The organism is Trinickia sp. NRRL B-1857 (assembly GCF_050470685.1).
In the GTDB taxonomy this organism is placed as follows: domain Bacteria; phylum Pseudomonadota; class Gammaproteobacteria; order Burkholderiales; family Burkholderiaceae; genus Trinickia.
Window position 1 is genome coordinate 1554808 of sequence record NZ_JBFLUK010000011.1, and the last position, 21736, is coordinate 1576543.

A 21736-nucleotide genomic window follows, 5' to 3' on the forward strand; every position below is an offset into this window, starting at 1 on the left:
ATCAAGCCGCTCGCGGATCCGTGCGCAAGATGTCGCGCCAACTGACGATTCCTACCGGCCTGAACGCGCGGTCCACGATCGGAATGCAAGAGATCGGATTGGCAATGAAAAGCGCAATGGCGTCGGCCACCGTCGCCTCCGCCGTCAACGTGACGGGCTTGCGCGACATGATTTGATGGACGCGCTTGCCGAGCGTGCCCAGATCGCGCGCGTTTTCGACGACGCTGTCGATGAACGGGCTCAGCGCCGAGAGCAAATCCCGGTCGGACACGACACCCTGTAGCACGCCATCGTCCACCACCAGCAAGTGGTGAAAGTTGGCGTGATGAAAAATCTCGCGCACCGTCGCCAACGTTTCGTCGAAGCCGACGGTCACGAGGCGCGTCGTCATGAGTTCGCTTACGTACATGGTCATCTTTGTTCGTGTTCTCGCTCAATAGGCGGATACCCGCGCAATGCGGGCAAACATTGTATCGCACGCATGTTTCCCGACGATTCGTTCACACCAAGCGAATATCGCCCCTTCGAATCGATACTAGGGCACGCTTCGGCGCGACGCCAATATAAGACGTACGGAATACCACTTATTCAAACATCCGATCGAGACGACGATAACGAGTCATCAACGCGTGATAGACCAACCGGAGAACACCGTGGGATTTCTAAACACCCTTTCATTGCGCAAACAAGTATCGCTGCTTTTGGGTTTACTGGGTGTCGCCGCCGTCGCCGTCGGTTTTTGCGAATGGCGGCTCGACGTCGCGAATCAGCACGTCGCGCAGGCTTATCAGAGCCGTTATGTCTCCACGCAATTGGCGAACGAGCTGCGCCGTAGCTCCGACGATTTGACTCGCCTCGCGCGGACGTATGTCGTCACCGGCGACGAGAAGTGGGAGCAGGAATACAACGACATCTTGGCGATCCGCAGCGGCAAAGCCCCTCGGCCGCTGAACTACGATCGTATCTACTGGGACTTCCGCGCCGCCGGGGAGCCCGCGGACTCGGGCACCGGCGAGACGATCGCGCTGCAAGACATGATGAAGCAGGCGGGCTTCACGGATGAAGAGTTCGCCAAGCTCCACGAAGCCGAGCAAAACTCCGACGATCTCGTGAAGACCGAGACGATCGCCATGAATCTCGTCAAGGGTCGGACCCAAGATGCGAGCGGCAATTTCACGCAAGGCCAGCCCGATCTCGAGAAAGCCAGAACGATGATGTTCGATGCGAACTATCACCAGTTCAAGGCGAAGATCATGCACCCGATCAACGACTTCCTGATCTTGCTCGATCATCGTACGGAAGGCGCGATCGCCGATGCGCAGGCAACGGCGCATATGTGGAAGATCATCTCGGCGATCGTGGCGATCGGGGTGCTGGCGTTTTTCGCGCTGATGCTCCAGATCATCTTCAAGCGGGTGGTCGCGGGCTTGGAAGTGGCTGCATCGACGGCCGGCCGAGTCGCCTCAGGCGATCTTACTTCGCACTTCGACGTGAGTCACGCCGATCCGGCCTCGAAAGACGAGATCTCGCGTGTGATGCGGTCGCTGCAAACGATGAACGACGGCCTCGTTCGCATCGTGACCGACATGCGCAACGGCACCGACGCGATCGCGACGGCGTCGGGCGAAATCACGGCCGGCAACAACGACCTGTCGGCCCGCACCGAACAGCAAGCCGCCTCGCTCCAAGAAACGGCCGCGAGTATGAGCGAGCTGACGGCCACCGTGAAGCAAAACCTCGAAAACGCGCGGCAAGCCAACATGATCGGCTCCAACGCGGTCGCGACCGTCGAGAAAGGCACGGTGTCGGTCGAAGCGCTCGTGACGACGGTGAACGCCATCAGTACGAGTTCGGGCAAGATCGCCGACATCATCTCGCTGATCGAGGGCATCGCGTTCCAAACGAACATCCTCGCCCTGAACGCGGCCGTCGAAGCCGCCCGCGCGGGCGAGCAAGGCCGAGGCTTCGCCGTCGTGGCGAGCGAGGTCCGCAGCCTTGCGCAGCGCTCCTCGTCGGCCGCCAAGGAGATCAAGGATCTCATCGAAACGTCGATAGACACCGTTCGCGACGGCGTATCGAAGGCCGACGAAGTGGGACAAAACATCGTGGAAGTGAAGCATGCGATCCGTCGCGTGGCGGATCTCGTCGGGGAGATCACGGCCGCGTCGGAAGAGCAAAGCCGCGGCATCGAGCAAATCGACACGGCGGTCAGTCAAATGGACCACGTGACGCAGCAAAACGCGGCACTCGTGGAACAAGCCGCGGCTGCCTCGAATTCCATGAGCGATCAGGCCGGCAAGCTGCGCGCGGCCGCGGCCGTGTTCAAGCTGCCGAGCGCGGGCGCCGTGCGAGCTTTCGCTTGAGACGACGGGCGCGCCGCTAGGCGCGCCCGCCTACTGTATCGGTCGGCCGCCCGTCGCTTGGTGCTACGCGATGGGCGGCAGTCTCATGCCGCGGTTAGGCTGCCTTGAGCATCCCATGCGGATCGATGACGAACTTGCGCGGGGCACCGCCATCGAACGCCTTGTACCCTTCCGGTGCTTGCTCGAGCGAAATGACGGTCACGTTGACGATCTTGGCGATCGGCAACCGGTCCCACAGAATCGCTTGCATCAGGTTGCGGTTGTACTTCATGACCGGCGTTTGTCCCGTATGGAACGAATGCGACTTCGCCCAACCGAGGCCGAAGCGAAGGCTCAAGCTGCCGCGCCGGGCGGCCGCATCCGTCGCACCCGGATCGTCCGTCACGTAAAGACCGGGAATCCCGATGGCGCCCGCGGGCCGAGTGATCTCCATCAGCGAGTTTAGAACCGTCGCCGGCGCTTCTTGCGTATGCGCATTGCCGTGGCCATGCGCTTCGAAGCCGACGCAATCGACGGCGCAATCGATCTCCGGCTTGCCGAGGATTTGCTCGATCTGCTCGCCGAGCGAAGCATCGAGCGACAAATTCACCGTTTCGAAACCCATTGCCTTCGCGTGCGCAAGGCGCTCTTCGTTCATGTCGCCGACGATCGTGACCGCCGCGCCGAGCAGGCGCGCGGATGCGGCCGCGGCCATACCGACGGGGCCCGCGCCCGCGACGTAGACGGTAGAGCCGGGCTTCACGCCGGCCGTCACCGCGCCGTGGTAACCGGTCGGCAAAATGTCGGATAAGCACGTCAGATCGCGAATTTTCGCAAGCGCGTGATCGCGGTCGGGAAATTTCAGCAGATTGAAATCGGCATACGGCACGAGCACATACTCGGCTTGACCGCCGATCCATCCGCCCATGTCGACATAGCCATATGCGCCGCCGGCCCGCGATGCGTTCACGTTCAAGCAGACGCCCGTGTGCTGCTCCTTGCACATCGCGCACCGACCGCAGGCGACGTTGAACGGCACCGAGACGAGATCGCCAACTTTCAGCGTCTCGACGTCTCGCCCCACTTCGATCACCTCGCCCGTAATCTCATGGCCCAGCACGAGCCCTTCCGGCGCCGTCGTGCGGCCTCGCACCATATGCTGGTCGGAGCCGCAAATGTTCGTGCTCACGACCTTCAAAATCACGCCGTGCTGGATCGAGCGACCGTTCGGATCGACCATCTTCGGATAGTCGATCGATTGCACCTGGACCTTGCCCGCCCCTTGATACACGACACCTCGGTTGCTACTCATCGTATTCGTCTCCTGTCGTCTCGACCGCCGACCGGCGATCCCTGTTGCGGGGGAGCGCGTGCGCCCCTTCCGCCGCCGTTTGCAGCGTAGTCCGCAACGGGCGGCCGCGATCGTACAAAACGCGACACGCGCTTGCTAGAACCCGACACGAACGGTGCGATCCACCCCTAATCGATTGATGGCGCGGCGCAAAACGCCTATCGTTGGAGCCTTCGAATCACTGACAAAGCTTCTTGGAGATTGTCGATGACCCAGTCCTCCGTCTATGGCCCACAGCGTCTCTACATCGGGGGAACGTATGTCGATGCGACCTCGGGCGAAACCTTCGCCACGTTCGATCCCGCCACGGGCGAATGCTTGGCAACGGTCGGACAAGCGGGCCGCGACGACATCGAGCGCGCCGTGGCGTCGGCCCGCGACGGGCAACGCGAATGGGCGGCGCAAAGCGCGATGACGCGCTCGCGCGTTTTGCGACGCGCGGTCGACTTGCTGCGTGCGCGTAACGACGAGCTCGCCGAACTCGAAATGCGCGACACCGGGAAACCGATCGCCGAAACGCGGGCCGTGGATATCGTGACGGGCGCGGACGTCATCGAGTACTACGCGGGCCTCGCGCCGGCGCTCGAGGGGAGCCAGATTCCCTTGCGTGAAGATTCGTTCGTCTATACGCGACGCGAGCCCTTGGGCATATGTGCGGGCATCGGTGCATGGAACTACCCGATTCAAATCGCCTGCTGGAAGTCGGCGCCCGCGCTCGCCGCGGGCAACGCGATGATTTTCAAGCCCAGTGAAATCACGCCGTTGTCGGCGCTGAAGCTGGCCGAAATCTATACCGAAGCAGGTGTACCGCCCGGCGTGTTCAACGTCGTGCAAGGCGGAGGATCCGTCGGCGCGATGCTGGCCCAACATCCGTCCATCGCGAAGGTTTCGTTTACGGGTGGCGTGGAGACGGGCAAGAAAGTCATGTCGATGGCGGGGGCCTCGTCGCTGAAGGAGGTGACGATGGAGCTCGGCGGCAAATCGCCGTTGATCGTATTTGCGGACGCCGATCTCGAACGCGCAGCCGATATCGCCGTCACGGCAAACTTTTTCAGCGCCGGCCAAGTTTGTACGAACGGCACGCGCGTGTTCGTACAACGCTCGGTCATGGCCCGCTTCGAGGCGCTCGTCGCGCAGCGCGTCAAGCGCATCCGCGTAGGCAAGCCCACCGATCCCGACACGAACTTCGGCCCGCTCGCAAGTGCAGCGCAACTGGGTAAAGTGCTCGACTACATCGATAGCGGAAAGCGCGAGGGGGCTCGCCTCGTCGCGGGCGGCATGCGCCTCGCCGATGGTCCTTTCTCGCATGGCCAGTACGTCGCGCCGACGGTCTTCGCCGATTGCCGCGACGATATGCGCATCGTGCGCGAAGAGATTTTCGGCCCCGTGATGTGCCTACTCGAATTCGACGACGAGAGCGAAGTCATTGCGAGAGCCAACGCGACGCATTACGGTTTGGCCGCCGGTGTCGTCACCGAGAGTCTCTCCCGTGCACACCGAGTAATCCACCGCCTCGAAGCCGGCATTTGCTGGATCAATACATGGGGCGAATCGCCGGCGGAAATGCCTGTCGGCGGCTATAAGCAATCGGGGGTCGGCCGCGAGAACGGGATCGCCACGCTCGAGCATTACACCCAGATCAAATCGGTTCAGGTCGAACTCGGCCCCTATCGGCCCGTGTTCTGAAGGACGAAGGAGAGCGCCCGTGAGTGCCAAGGAATACGACTACATCATCGTCGGCGCGGGTTCGGCCGGCAACGTGCTGGCCACGCGCCTGACCGAAGACGCCGACGTCACCGTCTTGCTGCTCGAGGCAGGCGGCCCCGATTACCGGTTCGACTTCCGCACGCAAATGCCGGCCGCGCTCGCCTACCCCTTGCAGGGCCGGCGTTACAACTGGGCGTACGAGACAGAGCCCGAACCGCACATGAATCATCGCCGCATGGAATGCGGCCGAGGCAAGGGACTTGGCGGGTCGTCGTTGATCAACGGCATGTGCTACATCCGCGGTAACGCACTCGATTACGACGGCTGGGCGCAAAACAAGGGGCTCGAGAATTGGAGTTACCTCGATTGCCTGCCCTACTTCAAGAAAGCCGAAACGCGCGACGTCGGCCCCAACGATTATCACGGCGGCGACGGCCCCGTGCATGTCACGACGAGTAAGCCCGGCAACAATCCGCTGTTCGGTGCGATGGTCGAGGCCGGCGTGCAAGCAGGCTATCCGCGCACCGACGACTTGAACGGCTACCAGCAGGAGGGCTTCGGCCCGATGGATCGGACCGTGACCGCGCAAGGTCGACGCGCGAGCACCGCGCGGGGCTACCTCGATCAAGCACGCGAACGACCGAACCTGACGATCGTCACGCATGCGCAGGCGGATCGCGTCTTGTTCTCGGGAAAACGCGCCACCGGCGTGACCTATCTGCAACATGACGCACCGGTGACGGCGCATGCGCGCCGCGAAGTGCTCGTATGCTCGGGCGCGATCGCCTCGCCTCAACTGCTGCAACGCTCGGGCGTCGGGCCCGGCGAGTGGCTCACCGAACTCGATGTACCCGTCGTGCTCGATCTACCGGGCGTGGGCCGCAATCTGCAAGATCATCTCGAGATCTACATGCAGTACGAGTGCAAAGAGCCCGTCTCGCTCTATCCCGCGCTGCAATGGTACAACCAGCCCGCGATCGGGTTGGAATGGCTCGTCAACGGTACGGGTATCGGCGCGAGCAATCAGTTCGAAGCGGGGGGCTTTATTCGAACGCGCGACGACGATCCCTGGCCGAACATTCAATACCATTTCTTGCCGATCGCCATCAACTACAACGGCTCGAACGCGATCAAGATGCATGGCTTCCAAGCGCACATGGGGTCCATGCGCTCCCCCAGTCGTGGCCGCATCCGGCTCCGCTCGCGCGATCCGCGCGCCCATCCGAGCATCCTATTCAACTACATGGCCGAGCCGCTCGACTGGCGTGAGTTCCGCGACGGCATCCGCGCGACACGCGACATCATCGGGCAGCGAGCGCTCGATCGGTATCGCGGACGCGAGCTGAGCCCCGGCGGCGAACTCAAAACCGATGCCGAGCTCGACGCGTTCGTCCGGGCGCGCGCGGAAACGGCTTATCACCCGTCTTGCTCGTGCGCGATGGGATACGACGACATGTCGGTCGTGGATAGCGAAGGGCGTGTGCATGGTATCGACGGCCTGCGTGTCGTCGATGCTTCGATCATGCCTCGCATCACGACCGGCAATTTGAATGCACCGACGATCATGCTGGCCGAAAAGATCGCCGATCGCATTCGGGGGCGCTCGCCGCTGCCGCGCGTCGAAGTACCGTATTACGTGGCGAACGGAGCGCCCGCACGAGAGGGGGCATCGGCCACCGCGCCAGGCGGTGCGAAAGCCCCCCGATCGACCGCGAGTATCGCTAGCTAGTCCGAACGGATTCCAACCGACTTCTCACTCGGAACCCGCCATGCCGAAAGCCGCCCCCACGACGCCGCTGCGCGCGAGCGCCGCCGCACGACTCGAACGCCTGCCGTTCTCGTCGTATCACCGCCTGCTGTTCATCGTCATCGCCCTCGCCTTTTTCTTCGACTCGGTCGACTTGGGCACGATGACGTTCGTGCTCGGATCGATCAAAAAGGAGTTCGGCTTGAGCACGGCTGCGGCCGGTCTCGTAGCAAGCGCGAGCTTTTTCGGCATGGTGGCGGGCGCGGCCGTGGCCGGCTTGCTCGCCGATCGTTTCGGGCGGCGCCCCGTTTTCCAATGGAGCATGGTGCTTTGGGGGGCCGCGTCGTATTTATGCTCGACCGCGCAAAACGTCGATGCCTTGATCGTGTACCGCATCTTGCTCGGTATCGGCATGGGGATGGAATTCCCGGTTGCGCAGGCGTTGCTTTCCGAATTCGTACCGGCGGCTTCGCGCGGGCGCTTGATCGCCCTGATGGATGGCTTCTGGCCGCTCGGGTTTATCGCATCGGGGGTCGTCTCGTACTTCGTCATACCGAGCTTCGGTTGGCGTACCGTATTTGCGCTGCTCGCGATTCCGGCCGTATTCGTTTTGGTCGTGCGTCGCATCGTTCCCGAATCGCCGCGCTGGCTTGAGCATCGCGGCCGCCTGCGCGAAGCACAATCGGTGCTCTCGTCGATCGAAGCCAAAGTGATGCGCGCTTGCGGACTACGTGAATTGCCTGCTCCGATCATCGCTCATAGCCAGCCGCCGCTCCAGCGGAAACAAGGCGCGTTCCGGGAGATATGGAGCAGTACCTACCGTACCCGCACCATCATGGTTTGGACGCTCTGGTTTTTTGCCCTGCTGGGGTTTTACGGGCTCACCTCTTGGCTCGGCGCATTGATGCAGCAATCGGGCGTCGCCGTCGCCAAATCGGTGCTCTACACGGTTTGGATTTCGTTGGCAGGCGTTCCCGGTTTTCTTTGCGCGGCGTGGCTCGTCGAACGGTGGGGACGTAAGCCCACCTGCGTGGCTTCCCTGGTGGGTGGGGCGGTAATGGCCTACGTCTATGGCCAAGCAGCGCTGCATGGTGCAAGCGTCGCGCTCGTCATTTGCGCCGGGCTCGCCATGCAGTTCTTCTTGTTTGGGATGTGGGCCGCACTTTATACATACACGCCCGAGCTGTACGGCACGGGGGCGCGTGCGACCGGCTCGGGCTTCGCTTCGGCGATAGGACGGATCGGTTCGTTGATCGGCCCTTATGCAGTGGGCGTCGTGCTACCCACGTTCGGACAAGGCGGCGTGTTCACGCTCGGCGCGTGCTCGTTTGCGCTGGCCGCCATCGCCGTTGCGACGATGGGCATCGAGACCAAGGGCCTTGCACTCGAAGCATTGGGGCAAAGCGATGGCGGGGCGGCGAACGCGGATGGATATGTCGCCGCGTTCGATAAGGCTCGGTAGTCGGCGCGCGAGCACTTGATCGAAGACGGCCGCACTAAACGCGACTTCCGACCGCTAATTGATGCGTCGCCAGACCGAAATCGGTACATCTCCATTCGGTCTCGGCGCGACGCGATAGCTCAATTCGTCTCCGTTGAGTTCATAGCTACGCTTTTGCTCCTCGCCTTCCCAATTCGGGAACGATGCATGTTCGATATGAAAGACCAGGGTCCCGCCCTTGGGATCGACGCCGATCGTGCCGAAGTGCGTACTCGAGCCCGTGACCGCGGCTTTGTACTCGTCAGCCGTGCCGGCGGACTTATCGCCTGAAGCGAAGCGCGCACGCTCCGCCTTAAAGATTTGCAGCGAATAACGTCCCTGCGTGTCAATGACCAGAAGGCCGCTGGGTGCCGCGCCATAGTCGTGCGCGCGGGAGCCGTCAGGATGTACGACGTCCGCCGCGACCAATGTCCACGTTCCTGCAAATACCGGTGCGACGGTCGCGGCGCCGGCGTACCCTGCGCTCGCCACTGCCGCGCATGCAAAAATAGCGGCACCGAACATGCGGTGTCCAAAAATACGGCTAGGCATAGCGTTCTCCATGATTGGGCTAACCGGCGTCCATCTTAGTCATAGCGAGACTGTAATGAATGCGATAATTCCGCACCGTTGCTTCAGTAAAACTGAACTATGCCTTTGCCCAACCTCGATATGGATGCTTTACGCACGCTCCTGGCGACTCAGCAATTAGGCAGTCTGCATCGGGCGGCTGAGCGCATCGGCCGATCTCAATCCGCCGTTAGCCAACAGATGCGCAAGCTCGAGGAACAGATCGGCCAGCCGTTATTCCGCCGTCAAGGGCGAGGCTTGGTATTGACTGAATTCGGCGATTTGATTCTGTCATACGCCCGCCGTATTCTGGATCTCAACGATGAAGCTGTCCGCGCGGTGCGCGGCGCAAGCGTCGAAGGGGCGGTGCGCTTCGGCCTTCCTGGCGATTTCGCGGAAACTTGGTTGCCTGCTGCGCTCGGGCAATTCAAGAAAACCCATCCGGCGGTTCGCGTAGAAGTCGCGGTCGAACGCAATGCCCTGCTGCTTGAGCGACTCGACCGGGGAGAACTGGATCTCGTGCTGGTCCTGGGGCACGGTAGCCGTCCCGATGCCGAGCCCCTCGCGATGTTGCCGATGACATGGATCGGGCCTTGCGACGCACAGATGCGCTTGAGCCCCGGCCGTCCTTTGGATTTGGCGTTGTATCAATCGCCTTGCTTGTTTCGCCGAGCCGGGATCGAAGCACTCGATAACGCTCATATCTCTTGGCGACTCGCCTACACCACCGCCAGTCTTCAAAGCCTTTGGTCCGGCGTCGCGGCGGGTCTCGGGATTACGTTGAGAACAGCGGCCGGCATCCCGTCATCGCTTAGGCAACTCGGCGAAAAGGATGGCCTGCCTCCGCTGCCGACGGTCGAACTCTGTTTGCACAGCCGGCCAAAAGACGTTTCGCCCGCGCTGGCGCAACTGAAACGCGTGGTACTCGACAATGCAGCGGCGCATCTCGATTGAAAAGGGACTATGACAGTCGCCGATGGTCCAGCCCGAGCGCGCAAGTTCGGCATGTCGGGACGCGATGGTTTCGAAGTCGAGTTCGAGTGGAATAGTGCGACGACGGTTCGTCCGGGCGCGATGCAAATCGACTTCGAATACGCGGAAGCATTCGAACGGACTTACATCGCGCCCCGTGCTCGTCGGCCGTCGATCGAACGAGCACTCGGCGCACCAAAGGGTGGCCGTACTTAGAACAGCTGACGCAGGCGCACGGTGCCGGTCTGCGACACAAAGCGCGGGGCGGCCTGCAACTCGTAGCGCGCCGTCAACGTCAGGTTGTTCGCCCGCAGCACCGTCACGCCCAGCGATACGTCCGCCAGATCCGACACGGGCGAGGCCCCCACCGTCGTGAACGCCGTCTGTCCGCTCGGGTCCGCCGCGAAGCTCGCCCCCGTGCTCGTCTGCGTATGCACGTATTCGTGCACCCACTTCAGCTGCAAGTCCGGCACGATCGTGCCGTACGCGCTCTCGAAGCCTCGCTCCAGCTTCGCTCCCAACGCACTCCTCACCGACGTGCTGTGCGCCGCCCCCACCGACAGCGCCGCGCCCGCACCACCGCTTTCCGTGTACGCGTTCTCGTGCTGATAGCTGTACGTCAGGCTCGCCAGCGGCGTCACCGTCAGTCCTCCCACCGCCAGCGGCCAGCCCCCTTCCACGTTAGCCACGTACTGCTGCCCGGAAAACTGTCCGTTGGCCACCGACGAGAAACCCGTCAGATTCATCTGCCTCGTCGTGTCGTAGCGCTGCTGCACCACCCCGCCGCTCAGGTTCAGGTACCACGGCGCGCCAAGATAGCTCGCGTAGCCGATCAACCCGTACCCGTTCACCCGCGTCGAGTCCCCCGCGCTGTTCTCCGTTCCGTTGATCAGCGTGTTGCTGTAGCTGAACACGCCCCCTGCTCGCCAACGCTCGTTGATCGCTCGGTCCACACCCAACAGCAGTCCCCCGTAGTTCGCGCTGTAGCCGTCCACTTGGTCCACCGCACCCTGGCCCGCGTGCCCCCCGAACGCCTGTCCCCATACACCCCAGCTCGGAGCACGCTCGCCGGTCGACACCCCCGATTGCGTCACCCCTTCGCCGTCGGCCTGCGCCAGGCGCAGGCTGTTGGTGTGCGCCGATACGATCGACAGCACGTCGAAGGTCGGCGCCGCGGCGGCCCGCGCGCTGGTGCCCGGATGCACCGGCGCGAGCTGCGCACCCACGCGGTTGGCCACCGCGCTCGAGTTGCCGCTGTTCGCGGCAAGCACCGCGTTCTGTAGGTTCATCAAGCCTGCGTCGAAACCCGTGTAGTGCGACATCCCTCCGAGCGCAGCAATCGAGTTCGGCGCGGTAGCCGTGGCTGGCGTCGGCGTTGGCGTCGGTGTTGGCGTCGGTGTTGGCGTCGGTGTTGGCGTCGGTGTGGGCGTCGGCGTCGGCGTCGGCGTCGGCGTTGGCGTTGGCGTTGGCGTTGGCGTCGGCGTTGGCGTTGGCGTTGGCGTCGGCGTGGGTGTCGGCGTCGGCGTCGGCGTGGGTGTCGGCGTACACGTTGCAAGACAGACTTGCAGGTCGTTGTGGCCATTCACGGTGACCGCCTGCCCGATGATCGTGCCGCTGTAGCCCAGCGCCGAATAGTGCAAGCTGCCCTCGTTGTACTGGCCGCTGCCCGCCGCATCGACCACCAGGTAGCGTTGCCCAGCCACGAGCGCATAGCCTTGGCTCGTCAGCCCAACCGACGAGCCCGAGGCAATCGTCGCGTTGCCCGTCACAACCAGTTCCCCGTAGCTCGTGCTCGAGCTCACCCCCGACAGCAGCGTCGCACCGGCTCCCTGGCTATAGTTGCCCGTGATCGTCATCGGCGCATTCACCCGCAGCGTCGCACCGATGTTATTCACCTGATTGCCGCTGCCCACGTTGATCGCGTCGTTCAGCACCAGGCTGCCCGAGCCGAACACCACGTTCGACCCCGTATTGGTGATCGTGCCGATCGTTCCGCCGTAGCCGGTCAGCGTACCGAATGCCGAGTCCGCCCCGCCGTTGATCGTCAAAACATTGCTCGAATCGTTCCAGATGTTGCCCGCGATCACCCCTGAATTGGTGATCGCACCGAGGGTACCGCTCGAGCTGTTGAAGATCGCGTTGTGAGTGCCGCTGATCGTGCCGCTATTGGTCAACGTACCGATCGTACCGCTGTTGCCGATACCCGATGCACTATGCGGGCCGATCGTGCCGCTGTTGGTGAGCGTACCGATCGTGCCGCTGTTGTAAATAGGGCTACTGTTGCCGACAATCACGCCGCTGTTGGTCAGCCAAACGATCACTCCGTCGTTTTCTATACCGGATTCGCCGTGACCAATCGTGCCGCCGTTGTTCAGCAAATTAATCGTGCCGGTGTTGGACAGCGCGCTGATCGTGTTGAAGCTGTACAGCCCTCCAATCGTGCCGCTGTTGACTAGGCCCGCGTGACCGCCACTAATCGTGCCATTGTTGTTCAGCACCCCGAGCGTGCCGCTATTGGACACACCCGCCGCGACGCCCATACCGCCGATCACACCATACGTACCGTTATTCAGCGAATTGATCGAGCCGGTGGCACTATTCGTCAACTGGCCGATCGCGGCCAGCGTGCCCGATACGCCGTTGTTTAGGATCCCTGCGCTTTGGTTAAAGATCGCGCTACTAGAAATCGCGCCACTGTTGGCGAGCACACTGATCGTGCCGGTGTTGCCGATGCCCGTCATACGCTCGGTGATTGTGCCCGTATTCGTTAGCGTAACGATCACACCCAAACTATTGGAAATACCGCCAGTGCCGCCGCTGATGACGCCGCTATTGGTCAACGTGCCGATCGTACCGCCGACGTTCGAAATGCCATAAGAGCCGGTGATGACGCCGCCGTTGCTCAACTGACCGATCGCGCCAAAGCTTTGGATGCCGTCGAAACCGCCCTGGATCGTCGCGCCTGCGTTGTTGACGAGCGTCCCGATTGAGCCGTGATTTCCGATGCCCACGGCGCTGATCGTCGCGCCTATGGTCCCGCTGTTGGTCACCGTGCCGATCGTGCCGCCGTTGGTGATACCCGAGGCGTTTGCCACGCCGCCGATGAAGCCGGACGTGCTATTGGACAGCGAACTAATGGAACCGCCGGCATTATTCGTCAGTTGGCCGATCGTGGCCAGCGTTCCGGACACTCCGCCGTTTGCGATACCGAAACTGGAGCCGGTGATCGTGCCGCTGTTGATCAGCGTACCGATCGTCTTATTGTTGCTGATGCCGAGCGCACCGCTGATCATACCGCTATTGGTCAGCGTACCGATCGTGCCTCCGTTGTCGTAGATCCCGAACGAAGCGCCGCTGATCGTACCGCTGTTGGTCAGCGTACCAAGCACCCCATCCACGTCTATGCCGTCCCTCGTGCCGCTGATGAAGCCGCCGAGGGAGTTGGTCAGCGCTCCGATCGTGCCGGACATGCCGCTGTACACGCCTGCCCGGCCGCTCAAAGTACCGCCGTTGACATTGTTCAACGAAGCGATCGACCCTGAATTCCAGATGGCAAGCGTACTCGAATTAATGGTGCCGGCGTTGGTTAAGGTGCCCACGCTTACGCCGGTACCGATGTTCAGGTTTCCATTCCCAGTGATAGCGCCACTGCTGGAGATCACGCAATCGCCCGAACTCCAATTGACGGCCGACGTAGTCGGCGCAGTGACCGAACAGGCGCCGGTGGCTTGCACCTGTGCCGAAGCAATCGCCGCTAACGCTGCGGCGATCGCCAGTACGACCTTCTTTTGCTTGGGATTACGGATGCTCTGGCTTTTCATCATTTATCTCGCGTTCTTGAAACTCTAGCGAGGCAGAGCGTATCCAAGCGCGCATCGCAATATCTGACAAAAGCTGACAGCGAGCGAACGATTTCAAGCGCAAACGTTTGGGCGAAAACACGACGTATGTGCGGGTACGCTCGCTACCTGTCGAAGGACGACGAGCCTCGCATCGCGCTCTCATCCCGGCTCACACATAAGCCCGCTCGCGCACCCACTTCGTCATGATCCATTTGTCGCCGGACAATACCGGCGCGCCGCCGTGCAAGGTCAAAGGATCGAGCTGCCGCAGGCCGTTCATGTAGCGGAAATACACGGCGCCGCCCTGTCGGCCGACGACCGCCAGCCCCGCGTCGGGGAACACGGTCTCGCCGCCGCCAGGCACGTCATTCAGGTAAAGGACCAGCGTCGCCACCCGTTGTCCGCCGCGCGCGGTATGAACCGCGCTGCCGGCTTGCTCGGGAGGGAAGTAGTCGAAATGCGGCCGATATTCGGCTCCGACGCCATAGTGGAGTACCTGGAACCCCTCGCCGTTTTCGACCGGACAGTTCATGAGGTTTGCAATACGCTGCTCGAGGCGCTCGATGAATGCATCTTCGCCGCGTTGAAACCAGATGCCCTCGCTCGTACGATTGCGAATGATGTCCTCACGCCCCGTCTCCGGATGGACCGTCGTGGATCGCTCGAGCCGGTGTCGCGAACGCTCGATCATCTCGGCACATTCCTCGCCAGACAGAACATCTCCGAAGAGCACGACCTGCGGTCGCTCACAGCGCATCAATACCTTGACGTCGCGATCGAACGCGCGAATCGAATTGCCGCCCGAGACAGGGCCACGGTCATACTGATATTCGCCGAGCTTGCCGCGAGCCGAACTCGCCTCGAACCCTGCATCGCCACCGATTGCGCGTTGCACGGCGGCACCGGCTACCTTCGGATCGAAACCCGCTCCCACCATGGCCTCTACCATGGACTGCGCGGTGCAGCCACGGTGTACGTTATCGGTCAGCCAGGCTTCCCAAGTGGCGTCGACAAACTGCATTGATCTCTTCTCCTTGGGCCGCGTTCACTCGTCTTTGCGCAAGGCCATCGAGAGCGAATATCGCGGCCATACACGTCTAGACATTTCCCAAACCGCTTCTCCGCCGCACGACGCTTGTCGGCGTCGTCGGTGGCTAGAAGCGCGCGAGTTCGGACGCCATCGCGTCCACGACATCGCACCAATTACCGCGCGACTTCTGGCGAAATAGGCGCAGCGTCGGATACCAAGGCGTATCGCTGCGCTCGAGCAGCCATCGCCAATCGGGCACCATCGGCAACATCACCCAAGCCGGACGGCCCAGCGCACCGGCTAGATGCACCGGCGACGAATCGACCGAGACCAGCAGATCGACGACGCTCAAAATCGCCGCCGTATCCTCGAAGTCTTGGATCTCGCTCGACAGCGGTATGACCGGCAAGCCCGCCGGTGGACTCATCGCCTGCGCCTCGGCCGGCCCTTTCTGGATCGACACGAAGGTGACGCCTGGCACGGCGAGCGGGGCAAGCTGGTCGAGATGCAGCGAACGGTTCGCATCGTTCACGTGCGTCGGACGCCCCGCCCATACCAGCGCGACGAGCGGACGCGGCAGATCGGCGAGCCGCTGCCGCCACTTCGCGATACGTTGCGGGTCGGCCGTCAAATACGGCGTCGACCCGGGAAGATCGGCCAGCGTGAGCCCCATCGCCATCGGCAGACTCATCATTTCGCAGTGGACGTCGAACGCAGGCGGCAAGCTGCCGCGCTCCAAGAGGTCGTCGTAACCTTCCATGCGCCGTGCTAGCGGCAGCGTGTCCGCGTTTATCTCCAGGACCACCCGGGCACCGCTTTTGGCTTTTGCCCAGCGCACCATCCGCATGAACTGAAAGGTGTCGCCATACCCTTGTTCGTCGTGAATCAATAGCGTCTTGCCCGGAATCGGCTCGCCGTTCCAACGCGGCCGCTGCACCTTCCGCTCGATCTGCGTCGTGTGCGCGAGACTGTAGCGGTGCCGGTACTCGCGCCAGCCGCGTTCGAATTCGCCCAGCAACAGCAGCGTTTCGGACAGGTCGAAACGCGTCGCGAAATCGCCGGGTACCTGCTCGACCAGCATCTGCTGGATCGCGCGGGTCTCGGCGATGCACCCCTGCGGACGAATGGCGGCCGCAAGCAGCTTCCACAGCGCAAGCGGTCCGCGACCGCTCGCCAGATAGGGCCGCACGAGCGCCTCCGCTTGCTCGAACTGTCCCGACTGAATCATCCGGCGAGCTTGGCTATCGATCGCGTTGATGTCGAAAGCGACGCCCGACATCACGGCGCCTCGACATCGAGCGCGGCGAGCAACGGCCCGAGCCAAGGGGCGTAGGCTTGCCAGCGGCCTTTCGAGGTCCGGTAGATCGGCTTGCGTACCTGGTTGACGCTTGCCGTGCGCACGATGCGCTGGTTATCGTGGAAATTCAGGCACGCAGCATCCCAGGGCAGCCCCAGAAAATCGATCAGGCGCCGTGCTTCACTTTCGACATCGTCCACCACCGCTTCGTAATCGACCTCGATGAAACGGTCGGCCGGCAGCACGGCACGCCAGTGCGCCATCAGTTTCTCGTAGTGGCTATAGAACTCGCCGAGCTCGGTCTGATCGTAAGTGAAGCGTTGCTCCCCACCGAACAGCTTCGTGTAGCACGAGAGGCAAGTATCCACGGCATTGCGCCGGGCGTGGATGATCCGCGCACCGGGCAAAATCAACGGGATCAGCCCGGCGTAGATGAAATTGGCCGGCATCTTGTCGACCAGACGCGCGCGCCCCCCCGCGAGCGGCGTCACACGCCGGAGATAATCACGCCCGATGCGCGCGGCGTCCTCGGCGGTCATCGAAACCATGCCTTCGGGAAAGTATCCGCTGCCGTCCACCGACAGACGGAGGGCCGACAGCTCGCCCGCGCCGGTCACCTGCGGATGCGACGACACGATCTGCTCGATCAGCGTGGTGCCCGAACGCGGCATCCCGACCACGAAGACCGGCAGCTCCGTTCGTTCATCCGCCCGTGCAAGCCCCGCATATCGATCCTGCGCAAAGCACCGCGCAACGGCTTCCATCCAACGACCCGCCGCGCCCGAGTCGTAGTCGAAGCTCGCGCGTTTTAGACGATTGCCCTCGTCCAGATGCACGAACGCGCGCGCAGGATCGCCCGCATCCATATAGGCCTTACCGAGCGCAAAGCGTGCGGCAATACGGTCGGTGAGAGAACGCCGCCCGCCTTCCTCGACACACGCCTCCAGCGCCGCAATATCGGGGTCCCCCACATCGAGCTTGCGAGCGTCGGCGCGACCGGCTAACGCCAACACGGACCCCGGAAAGGTAGCGAGCGCATGCTCGAACGCCGCCAGCGCTTCCTCTTTGCGCCCGGCCTCCATCAGCAGCGTGGCGCGCCCCACGAGCGCCTCCTCGGCGACCGTGCCGGGTAGGCCGGCTGCCAGCTCGAATGCCGCGAGCGCATCCTGCGCATGCCCAAGCGCCTGGAGCACGGACGCCAACGTCTGTTGCGCTTCCGCGTTTCGAGGGGCAACGGCGATGGCCTGCCTCGCGAAGCCGAGCGCTTCATCATAGCGTTCGAGCTGTCGCAGCGCCTTCGCGGACGCGACGAGCGCCGCCGGGTGCTGAGGCGCGAACGCCCTTAGCATGTCCAATGCGCGCAATGCAGCTTCGTAGCGAAAACGCGAGGCCTCGACCTCCGCCAGGTTCAGGTAGGCATCGACGAGCCTGGGATTGAGCTCGATCGCACGATGTGCGGCGCGCGCGGCTTCGTCATGCTGCCCCTGAGTCGAGAGCAGGAACGCGAGGTTGCTGTGTGCCTCGGCATACTCGGGGTTGAGCACCAGCGCCTGCCGATAGTGCGTCTCGGCTAGATCGAAGCGGCCAAGACGACGGCAGGTGTTGCCTAGGTTGTTGTGCGCGTCGGGCCACTCGGGCTTGAGCGCAAGCACGCGTTCGAGACATGCGCGGCTTTCCTCGAACTTGCCGGCCTCCTGCAACACGATGCCCAGGTTGTTCCAAGCGGTATCGAGCGACGGGGCCATCGCCACGGCCCGCCGCGCCGCCTCTTCCCCCTCGGCCAACAGACCCTTTTGACGGCACATCTCGGCGAGGTTGCTCGAATAAAGCGCCGAAGCCCGCGGCGCCTTGCACGCCTCTCGCAGGTGGGCAATCGCCAGATCGAGGTTGCCGTACGCGTGTGCGATCAACCCCAGCAGGTGCAGCGCGTCCGCCTGGCCCGGCCACGCGGCCAGCACACGTTGGCAGAGCTGCTCAGCCTGGTCGGCCTGACCCGCGTTCCAGTGAGCATGCGCGCGGGTGAGCGCCTCGGCGATGCTCATCGAACCGGGATCTGGGGTAATGCTTGACATCGGGAACTCCGCAAAACACACAAAAACTCAAAGGAAGAAATGCTATGACGAGCGAAGCGCGAAGGGCACATGGTTCCGTCGGACCGAACCATGCGCCCTTCCGCGCCAAAAGCTTAGAGGTACTTAGAGGTACTTAGAACAGCTGACGCAGGCGCACGGTGCCGGTCTGCGACACGAAGCGCGGGGCGGCCTGCAACTCGTAGCGCGCCGTCAACGTCAGGTTGTTCGCCCGCAGCACCGTCACGCCCAGCGATACGTCCGCCAGATCCGACACGGGCGAGGCCCCCACCGTCGTGAACGCCGTCTGCCCGCTCGGGTCCGCCGCGAAGCTCGCCCCCGTGCTCGTCTGCGTATGCACGTATTCGTGCACCCACTTCAGCTGCAAGTCCGGCACGATCGTGCCGTACGCGCTCTCGAAGCCTCGCTCCAGCTTCGCTCCCAACGCACTCCTCACCGACGTGCTGTGCGCCGCCCCCACCGACAGCGCCGCGCCCGCACCACCGCTTTCCGTGTACGCGTTCTCGTGCTGATAGCTGTACGTCAGGCTCGCCAGCGGCGTCACCGTCAGTCCTCCCACCGCCAGCGGCCAGCCCCCTTCCACGTTAGCCACGTACTGCTGCCCGGAAAACTGTCCGTTGGCCACCGACGAGAAACCCGTCAGATTCATCTGCCTCGTCGTGTCGTAGCGCTGCTGCACCACCCCGCCGCTCAGGTTCAGGTACCACGGCGCGCCAAGATAGCTCGCGTAGCCGATCAACCCGTACCCGTTCACCCGCGTCGAGTCCCCCGCGCTGTTCTCCGTGCCGTTGATCAGCGTGTTGCTGTAGCTGAACACGCCCCCTGCTCGCCAACGCTCGTTGATCGCTCGGTCCACACCCAACAGCAGTCCCCCGTAGTTCGCGCTGTAGCCGTCCACTTGGTCCACCGCACCTTGGCCCGCGTGCCCCCCGAACGCCTGTCCCCATACACCCCAGCTCGGAGCACGCTCGCCGGTCGACACCCCCGATTGCGTCACCCCTTCGCCGTCGGCCTGCGCCAGGCGCAGGCTGTTGGTGTGCGCCGATACGATCGACAGCACGTCGAAGGTCGGCGCCGCGGCGGCCCGCGCGCTGGTGCCCGGATGCACCGGCGCGAGCTGCGCACCCACGCGGTTGGCCACCGCGCTCGAGTTGCCGCTGTTCGCGGCGAGCACCGCGTTCTGTAAGTTCATCAAGCCTGCGTCGAAACCCGTGTAGTGCGACATCCCTCCGAGCGCAGCAATCGAGTTCGGCGCCGTAGCCGTGGCTGGCGTCGGCGTCGGCGTTGGCGTTGGCGTCGGCGTTGGCGTTGGCGTTGGCGTTGGCGTCGGTGTGGGCGTCGGTGTGGGCGTCGGTGTGGGCGTCGGTGTCGGTGTGGGCGTCGGTGTCGGCGTCGGCGTCGGTGTGGGTGTCGGCGTGGGTGTCGGCGTACACGTTGCAAGACAGACTTGCAGGTCGTTGTGGCCATTCACGGTGACCGCCTGCCCGATGATCGTGCCGCTGTAGCCCAGCGCCGAATAGTGCAAGCTGCCCTCGTTGTACTGGCCGCTGCCCGCCGCATCGACCACCAGGTAGCGTTGCCCAGCCACGAGCGCATAGCCTTGGCTCGTCAGCCCAACCGACGAGCCCGAGGCGATCGTCGCGTTGCCCGTCACAACCAGTTCCCCGTAGTTCGTGCTCGAACTCACCCCCGACAGCAACGTCGCACCGGCTCCCTGGTTATAGTTGCCCGTGATCGTCATCGGCGCATTCACCCGCAGCGTCGCACCGATGTTATTCACCTGATTGCCGCTGCCCACGTTGATCGCGTCGTTCAGCACCAGGCTGCCCGAGCCGAACACCACGTTCGACCCCGTATTGGTGATCGTGCCGATCGTTCCGCCGTAGCCGGTCAGCGTACCGACGACCGTCCCCGTCCCCCCGTTGATCGCCAGCCCATGGCTCGAGGCATTCATGATGTTGCCCGCGATCACCCCTGAATTGATGATCGTGCCCAGCGAGCCGGACGCGGCGTTATCTAGCGCAAAGTTTGAGCCCGTGATCGTGCCGCTGTTGGTTAGCAGGCCGATCGTGCCGCCCGTGCCGTTGTTGATGCCTACTGCGCCGCCACCGACCGTGCCGCCGTTAGTGAGCGACGCGATATTGCCGTTGTTGGTGAGCGTCCCGATCGTACCGCCGCTGCTGAAGCCGCTGAAGCCCGGCATGCCGCCCGGGTTCATCCCGCTGCTGGGGGCGGTATTGACCAGCGAACCGATCGCCCCATTGTTGGAGAGCGTACTGATCTTGCCGCTGTTGCCGATGCCCGATTGCGCACCGCCGATCGTGCCGCTATTGGATAGCGCGCTGATCGTCCCACTGTTGTTGATGCCGGAGGTCAGGGTGCCTGTGATCGTGCCGCTGTTGGAAATGGTCCCGATCGTGCCGCTATTGGCGATACCGGCATTGCCGCTGATCGTGCCGTTATTGTTCGACAGCGTGTCAATCGAACTGGAGTTGGAAATAGCGTTACCGCCAGCGCTGACGATGGTGCCGCTGTTGGTCAGCGTACCGATCGTACCGAAGGATGTGTTGCTGATGCCCGAATCACCGGCGACCAAGCCGCTATTGGTCAGCGTGCGAATCGTCCCGCTGTTTGAGATACCGTAGGTACTAGATATAACGTGGCTGTTGAGCTGCGAATCGTTACCTATCGTGCCGCTATTGGTGAGGGCTCCGATCACCCCATTGTTGTCAATGGCGGCGACACCGGCATAGATCGTCCCGCCGTTGTTGGCCAGTGCGCCGATCGAGCCGTTGTTGCTTATACCGTTCATCCCCGAGACGGAGCCGCTATTGGTCAGGGTGCCAATGGAGCCGCCGTTGACGATACCGGCTTGACTACCATTGATATAGCCGCCATTGTTCAGCGCATTGATCGTGCCATTGCTCACGATGCCATTGCTGTTACCGGCAATCATGCCACCGTTGTTGCTCAGCGTACCGAACGAAACGCCGCTGCCAACAGTAATGCCCGTCGCCCCGCCAGAAATCTGCCCCGAACTTGTAATCGTAATGTTGGTACCGTTAGTCGCCGTAACCGACCCCTGCGGCCCGGAGATCGACTGCGCCCTCACTGCCGATTGAGGAATAGCCGCCATCGCGGCAGCAACGGCAAGTGAAATGACCTTGACTCGCGGGATCTGAGAAGCGTTTCTTTTCATCTGCTTAATTGCCGTCTAATGATTTACGATTTACAAATAAAAAACTTATGCGGGCGCATCAACGTCATGTCCGGATCGGAATCGCTAGGGCACCCCGAAACGGGTAGCC

Annotated in this window: 14 protein-coding genes; 6 read left to right on the forward strand and 8 right to left on the reverse strand. The window is 62.9% G+C overall.

The window, feature by feature from the left end; all coding sequences use genetic code 11:
- Window position 1: 1 nt before the first annotated feature.
- On the reverse strand, window positions 2-409 hold the full coding sequence (locus tag AB1286_RS27320) for a CBS domain-containing protein (RefSeq protein ID WP_430367336.1): 408 nt from the start codon (window positions 407-409) through the stop codon (window positions 2-4).
- Between the two features lie 244 nt (window positions 410-653).
- On the opposite strand from AB1286_RS27320, the gene AB1286_RS27325 reads away from it, so the two are divergent.
- Window positions 654-2363, forward strand: a complete 1710-nt coding sequence (locus AB1286_RS27325) for a methyl-accepting chemotaxis protein (RefSeq protein WP_430367337.1) — start codon at window positions 654-656, stop codon at window positions 2361-2363.
- Window positions 2364-2457: 94 nt separating this feature from the next.
- Here the strand turns inward: AB1286_RS27325 and fdhA are convergent, their stop codons facing one another.
- Window positions 2458-3654 (reverse strand): formaldehyde dehydrogenase, glutathione-independent, encoded by a 1197-nt coding sequence (gene fdhA / locus AB1286_RS27330; RefSeq protein ID WP_430366336.1) that lies wholly within the window; start codon window positions 3652-3654, stop codon window positions 2458-2460.
- A gap of 246 nt (window positions 3655-3900) precedes the next feature.
- Here fdhA and betB point away from each other — a divergent pair, with 246 nt between their 5' ends.
- Genes betB through AB1286_RS27345 form a run of 3 tightly spaced genes read left to right on the forward strand, consistent with a single transcriptional unit; the run spans window position 3901 to window position 8609 of the window.
- The gene (gene betB / locus AB1286_RS27335) at window positions 3901-5379 is read left to right on the forward strand and encodes a betaine-aldehyde dehydrogenase (protein ID WP_430366337.1); all 1479 of its coding nucleotides are present in this window, start codon (window positions 3901-3903) and stop codon (window positions 5377-5379) included.
- 19 nt (window positions 5380-5398) lie between these two features.
- Window positions 5399-7129: a choline dehydrogenase gene (gene betA / locus AB1286_RS27340; RefSeq protein ID WP_430366338.1), complete on the forward strand. Its 1731-nt coding sequence runs from the start codon at window positions 5399-5401 to the stop codon at window positions 7127-7129.
- Window positions 7130-7169: 40 nt separating this feature from the next.
- Complete coding sequence (locus tag AB1286_RS27345) at window positions 7170-8609, forward strand: MFS transporter (RefSeq protein WP_430366339.1); 1440 nt, start codon at window positions 7170-7172, stop codon at window positions 8607-8609.
- A gap of 54 nt (window positions 8610-8663) precedes the next feature.
- Here AB1286_RS27345 and AB1286_RS27350 read toward each other — a convergent pair whose 3' ends face one another.
- Complete coding sequence (locus tag AB1286_RS27350) at window positions 8664-9152, reverse strand: lipocalin-like domain-containing protein (protein WP_430367338.1); 489 nt, start codon at window positions 9150-9152, stop codon at window positions 8664-8666.
- A gap of 126 nt (window positions 9153-9278) precedes the next feature.
- On the opposite strand from AB1286_RS27350, the gene AB1286_RS27355 reads away from it, so the two are divergent.
- Window positions 9279-10151, forward strand: a complete 873-nt coding sequence (locus tag AB1286_RS27355) for a LysR substrate-binding domain-containing protein (RefSeq protein ID WP_430366340.1) — start codon at window positions 9279-9281, stop codon at window positions 10149-10151.
- A gap of 230 nt (window positions 10152-10381) precedes the next feature.
- Here the strand turns inward: AB1286_RS27355 and AB1286_RS27360 are convergent, their stop codons facing one another.
- A complete protein-coding gene (locus AB1286_RS27360; protein WP_430366341.1) occupies window positions 10382-13639 on the reverse strand; it encodes an autotransporter domain-containing protein in 3258 nt (1085 codons plus the stop codon).
- Between AB1286_RS27360 and AB1286_RS27365 the strand changes: the two genes are divergently transcribed.
- Complete coding sequence (locus tag AB1286_RS27365) at window positions 13638-14018, forward strand: hypothetical protein (protein WP_430366342.1); 381 nt, start codon at window positions 13638-13640, stop codon at window positions 14016-14018. The two genes, AB1286_RS27360 and AB1286_RS27365, sit on opposite strands and share 2 nt — an antisense overlap.
- Before the next feature lie 162 nt (window positions 14019-14180).
- Here AB1286_RS27365 and AB1286_RS27370 read toward each other — a convergent pair whose 3' ends face one another.
- The 4 genes from AB1286_RS27370 to AB1286_RS27385 form a co-directional block, all read right to left on the reverse strand.
- Window positions 14181-15032: a 2OG-Fe(II) oxygenase gene (locus tag AB1286_RS27370; protein WP_430366343.1), complete on the reverse strand. Its 852-nt coding sequence runs from the start codon at window positions 15030-15032 to the stop codon at window positions 14181-14183.
- 133 nt (window positions 15033-15165) lie between these two features.
- Window positions 15166-16320 carry a glycosyltransferase family 9 protein gene (locus AB1286_RS27375; protein ID WP_430366344.1) on the reverse strand — a complete coding sequence of 385 codons (1155 nt, stop codon included), beginning with the start codon at window positions 16318-16320 and terminating at the stop codon, window positions 15166-15168.
- Complete coding sequence (locus AB1286_RS27380) at window positions 16320-18410, reverse strand: tetratricopeptide repeat-containing sulfotransferase family protein (RefSeq protein ID WP_430366345.1); 2091 nt, start codon at window positions 18408-18410, stop codon at window positions 16320-16322. Before AB1286_RS27380 ends, AB1286_RS27375 begins: the two co-directional genes overlap by 1 nt.
- Window positions 18411-18543: 133 nt before the next feature.
- On the reverse strand, window positions 18544-21627 hold the full coding sequence (locus tag AB1286_RS27385; protein WP_430366346.1) for an autotransporter outer membrane beta-barrel domain-containing protein: 3084 nt from the start codon (window positions 21625-21627) through the stop codon (window positions 18544-18546).
- Window positions 21628-21736: the final 109 nt, after the last annotated feature.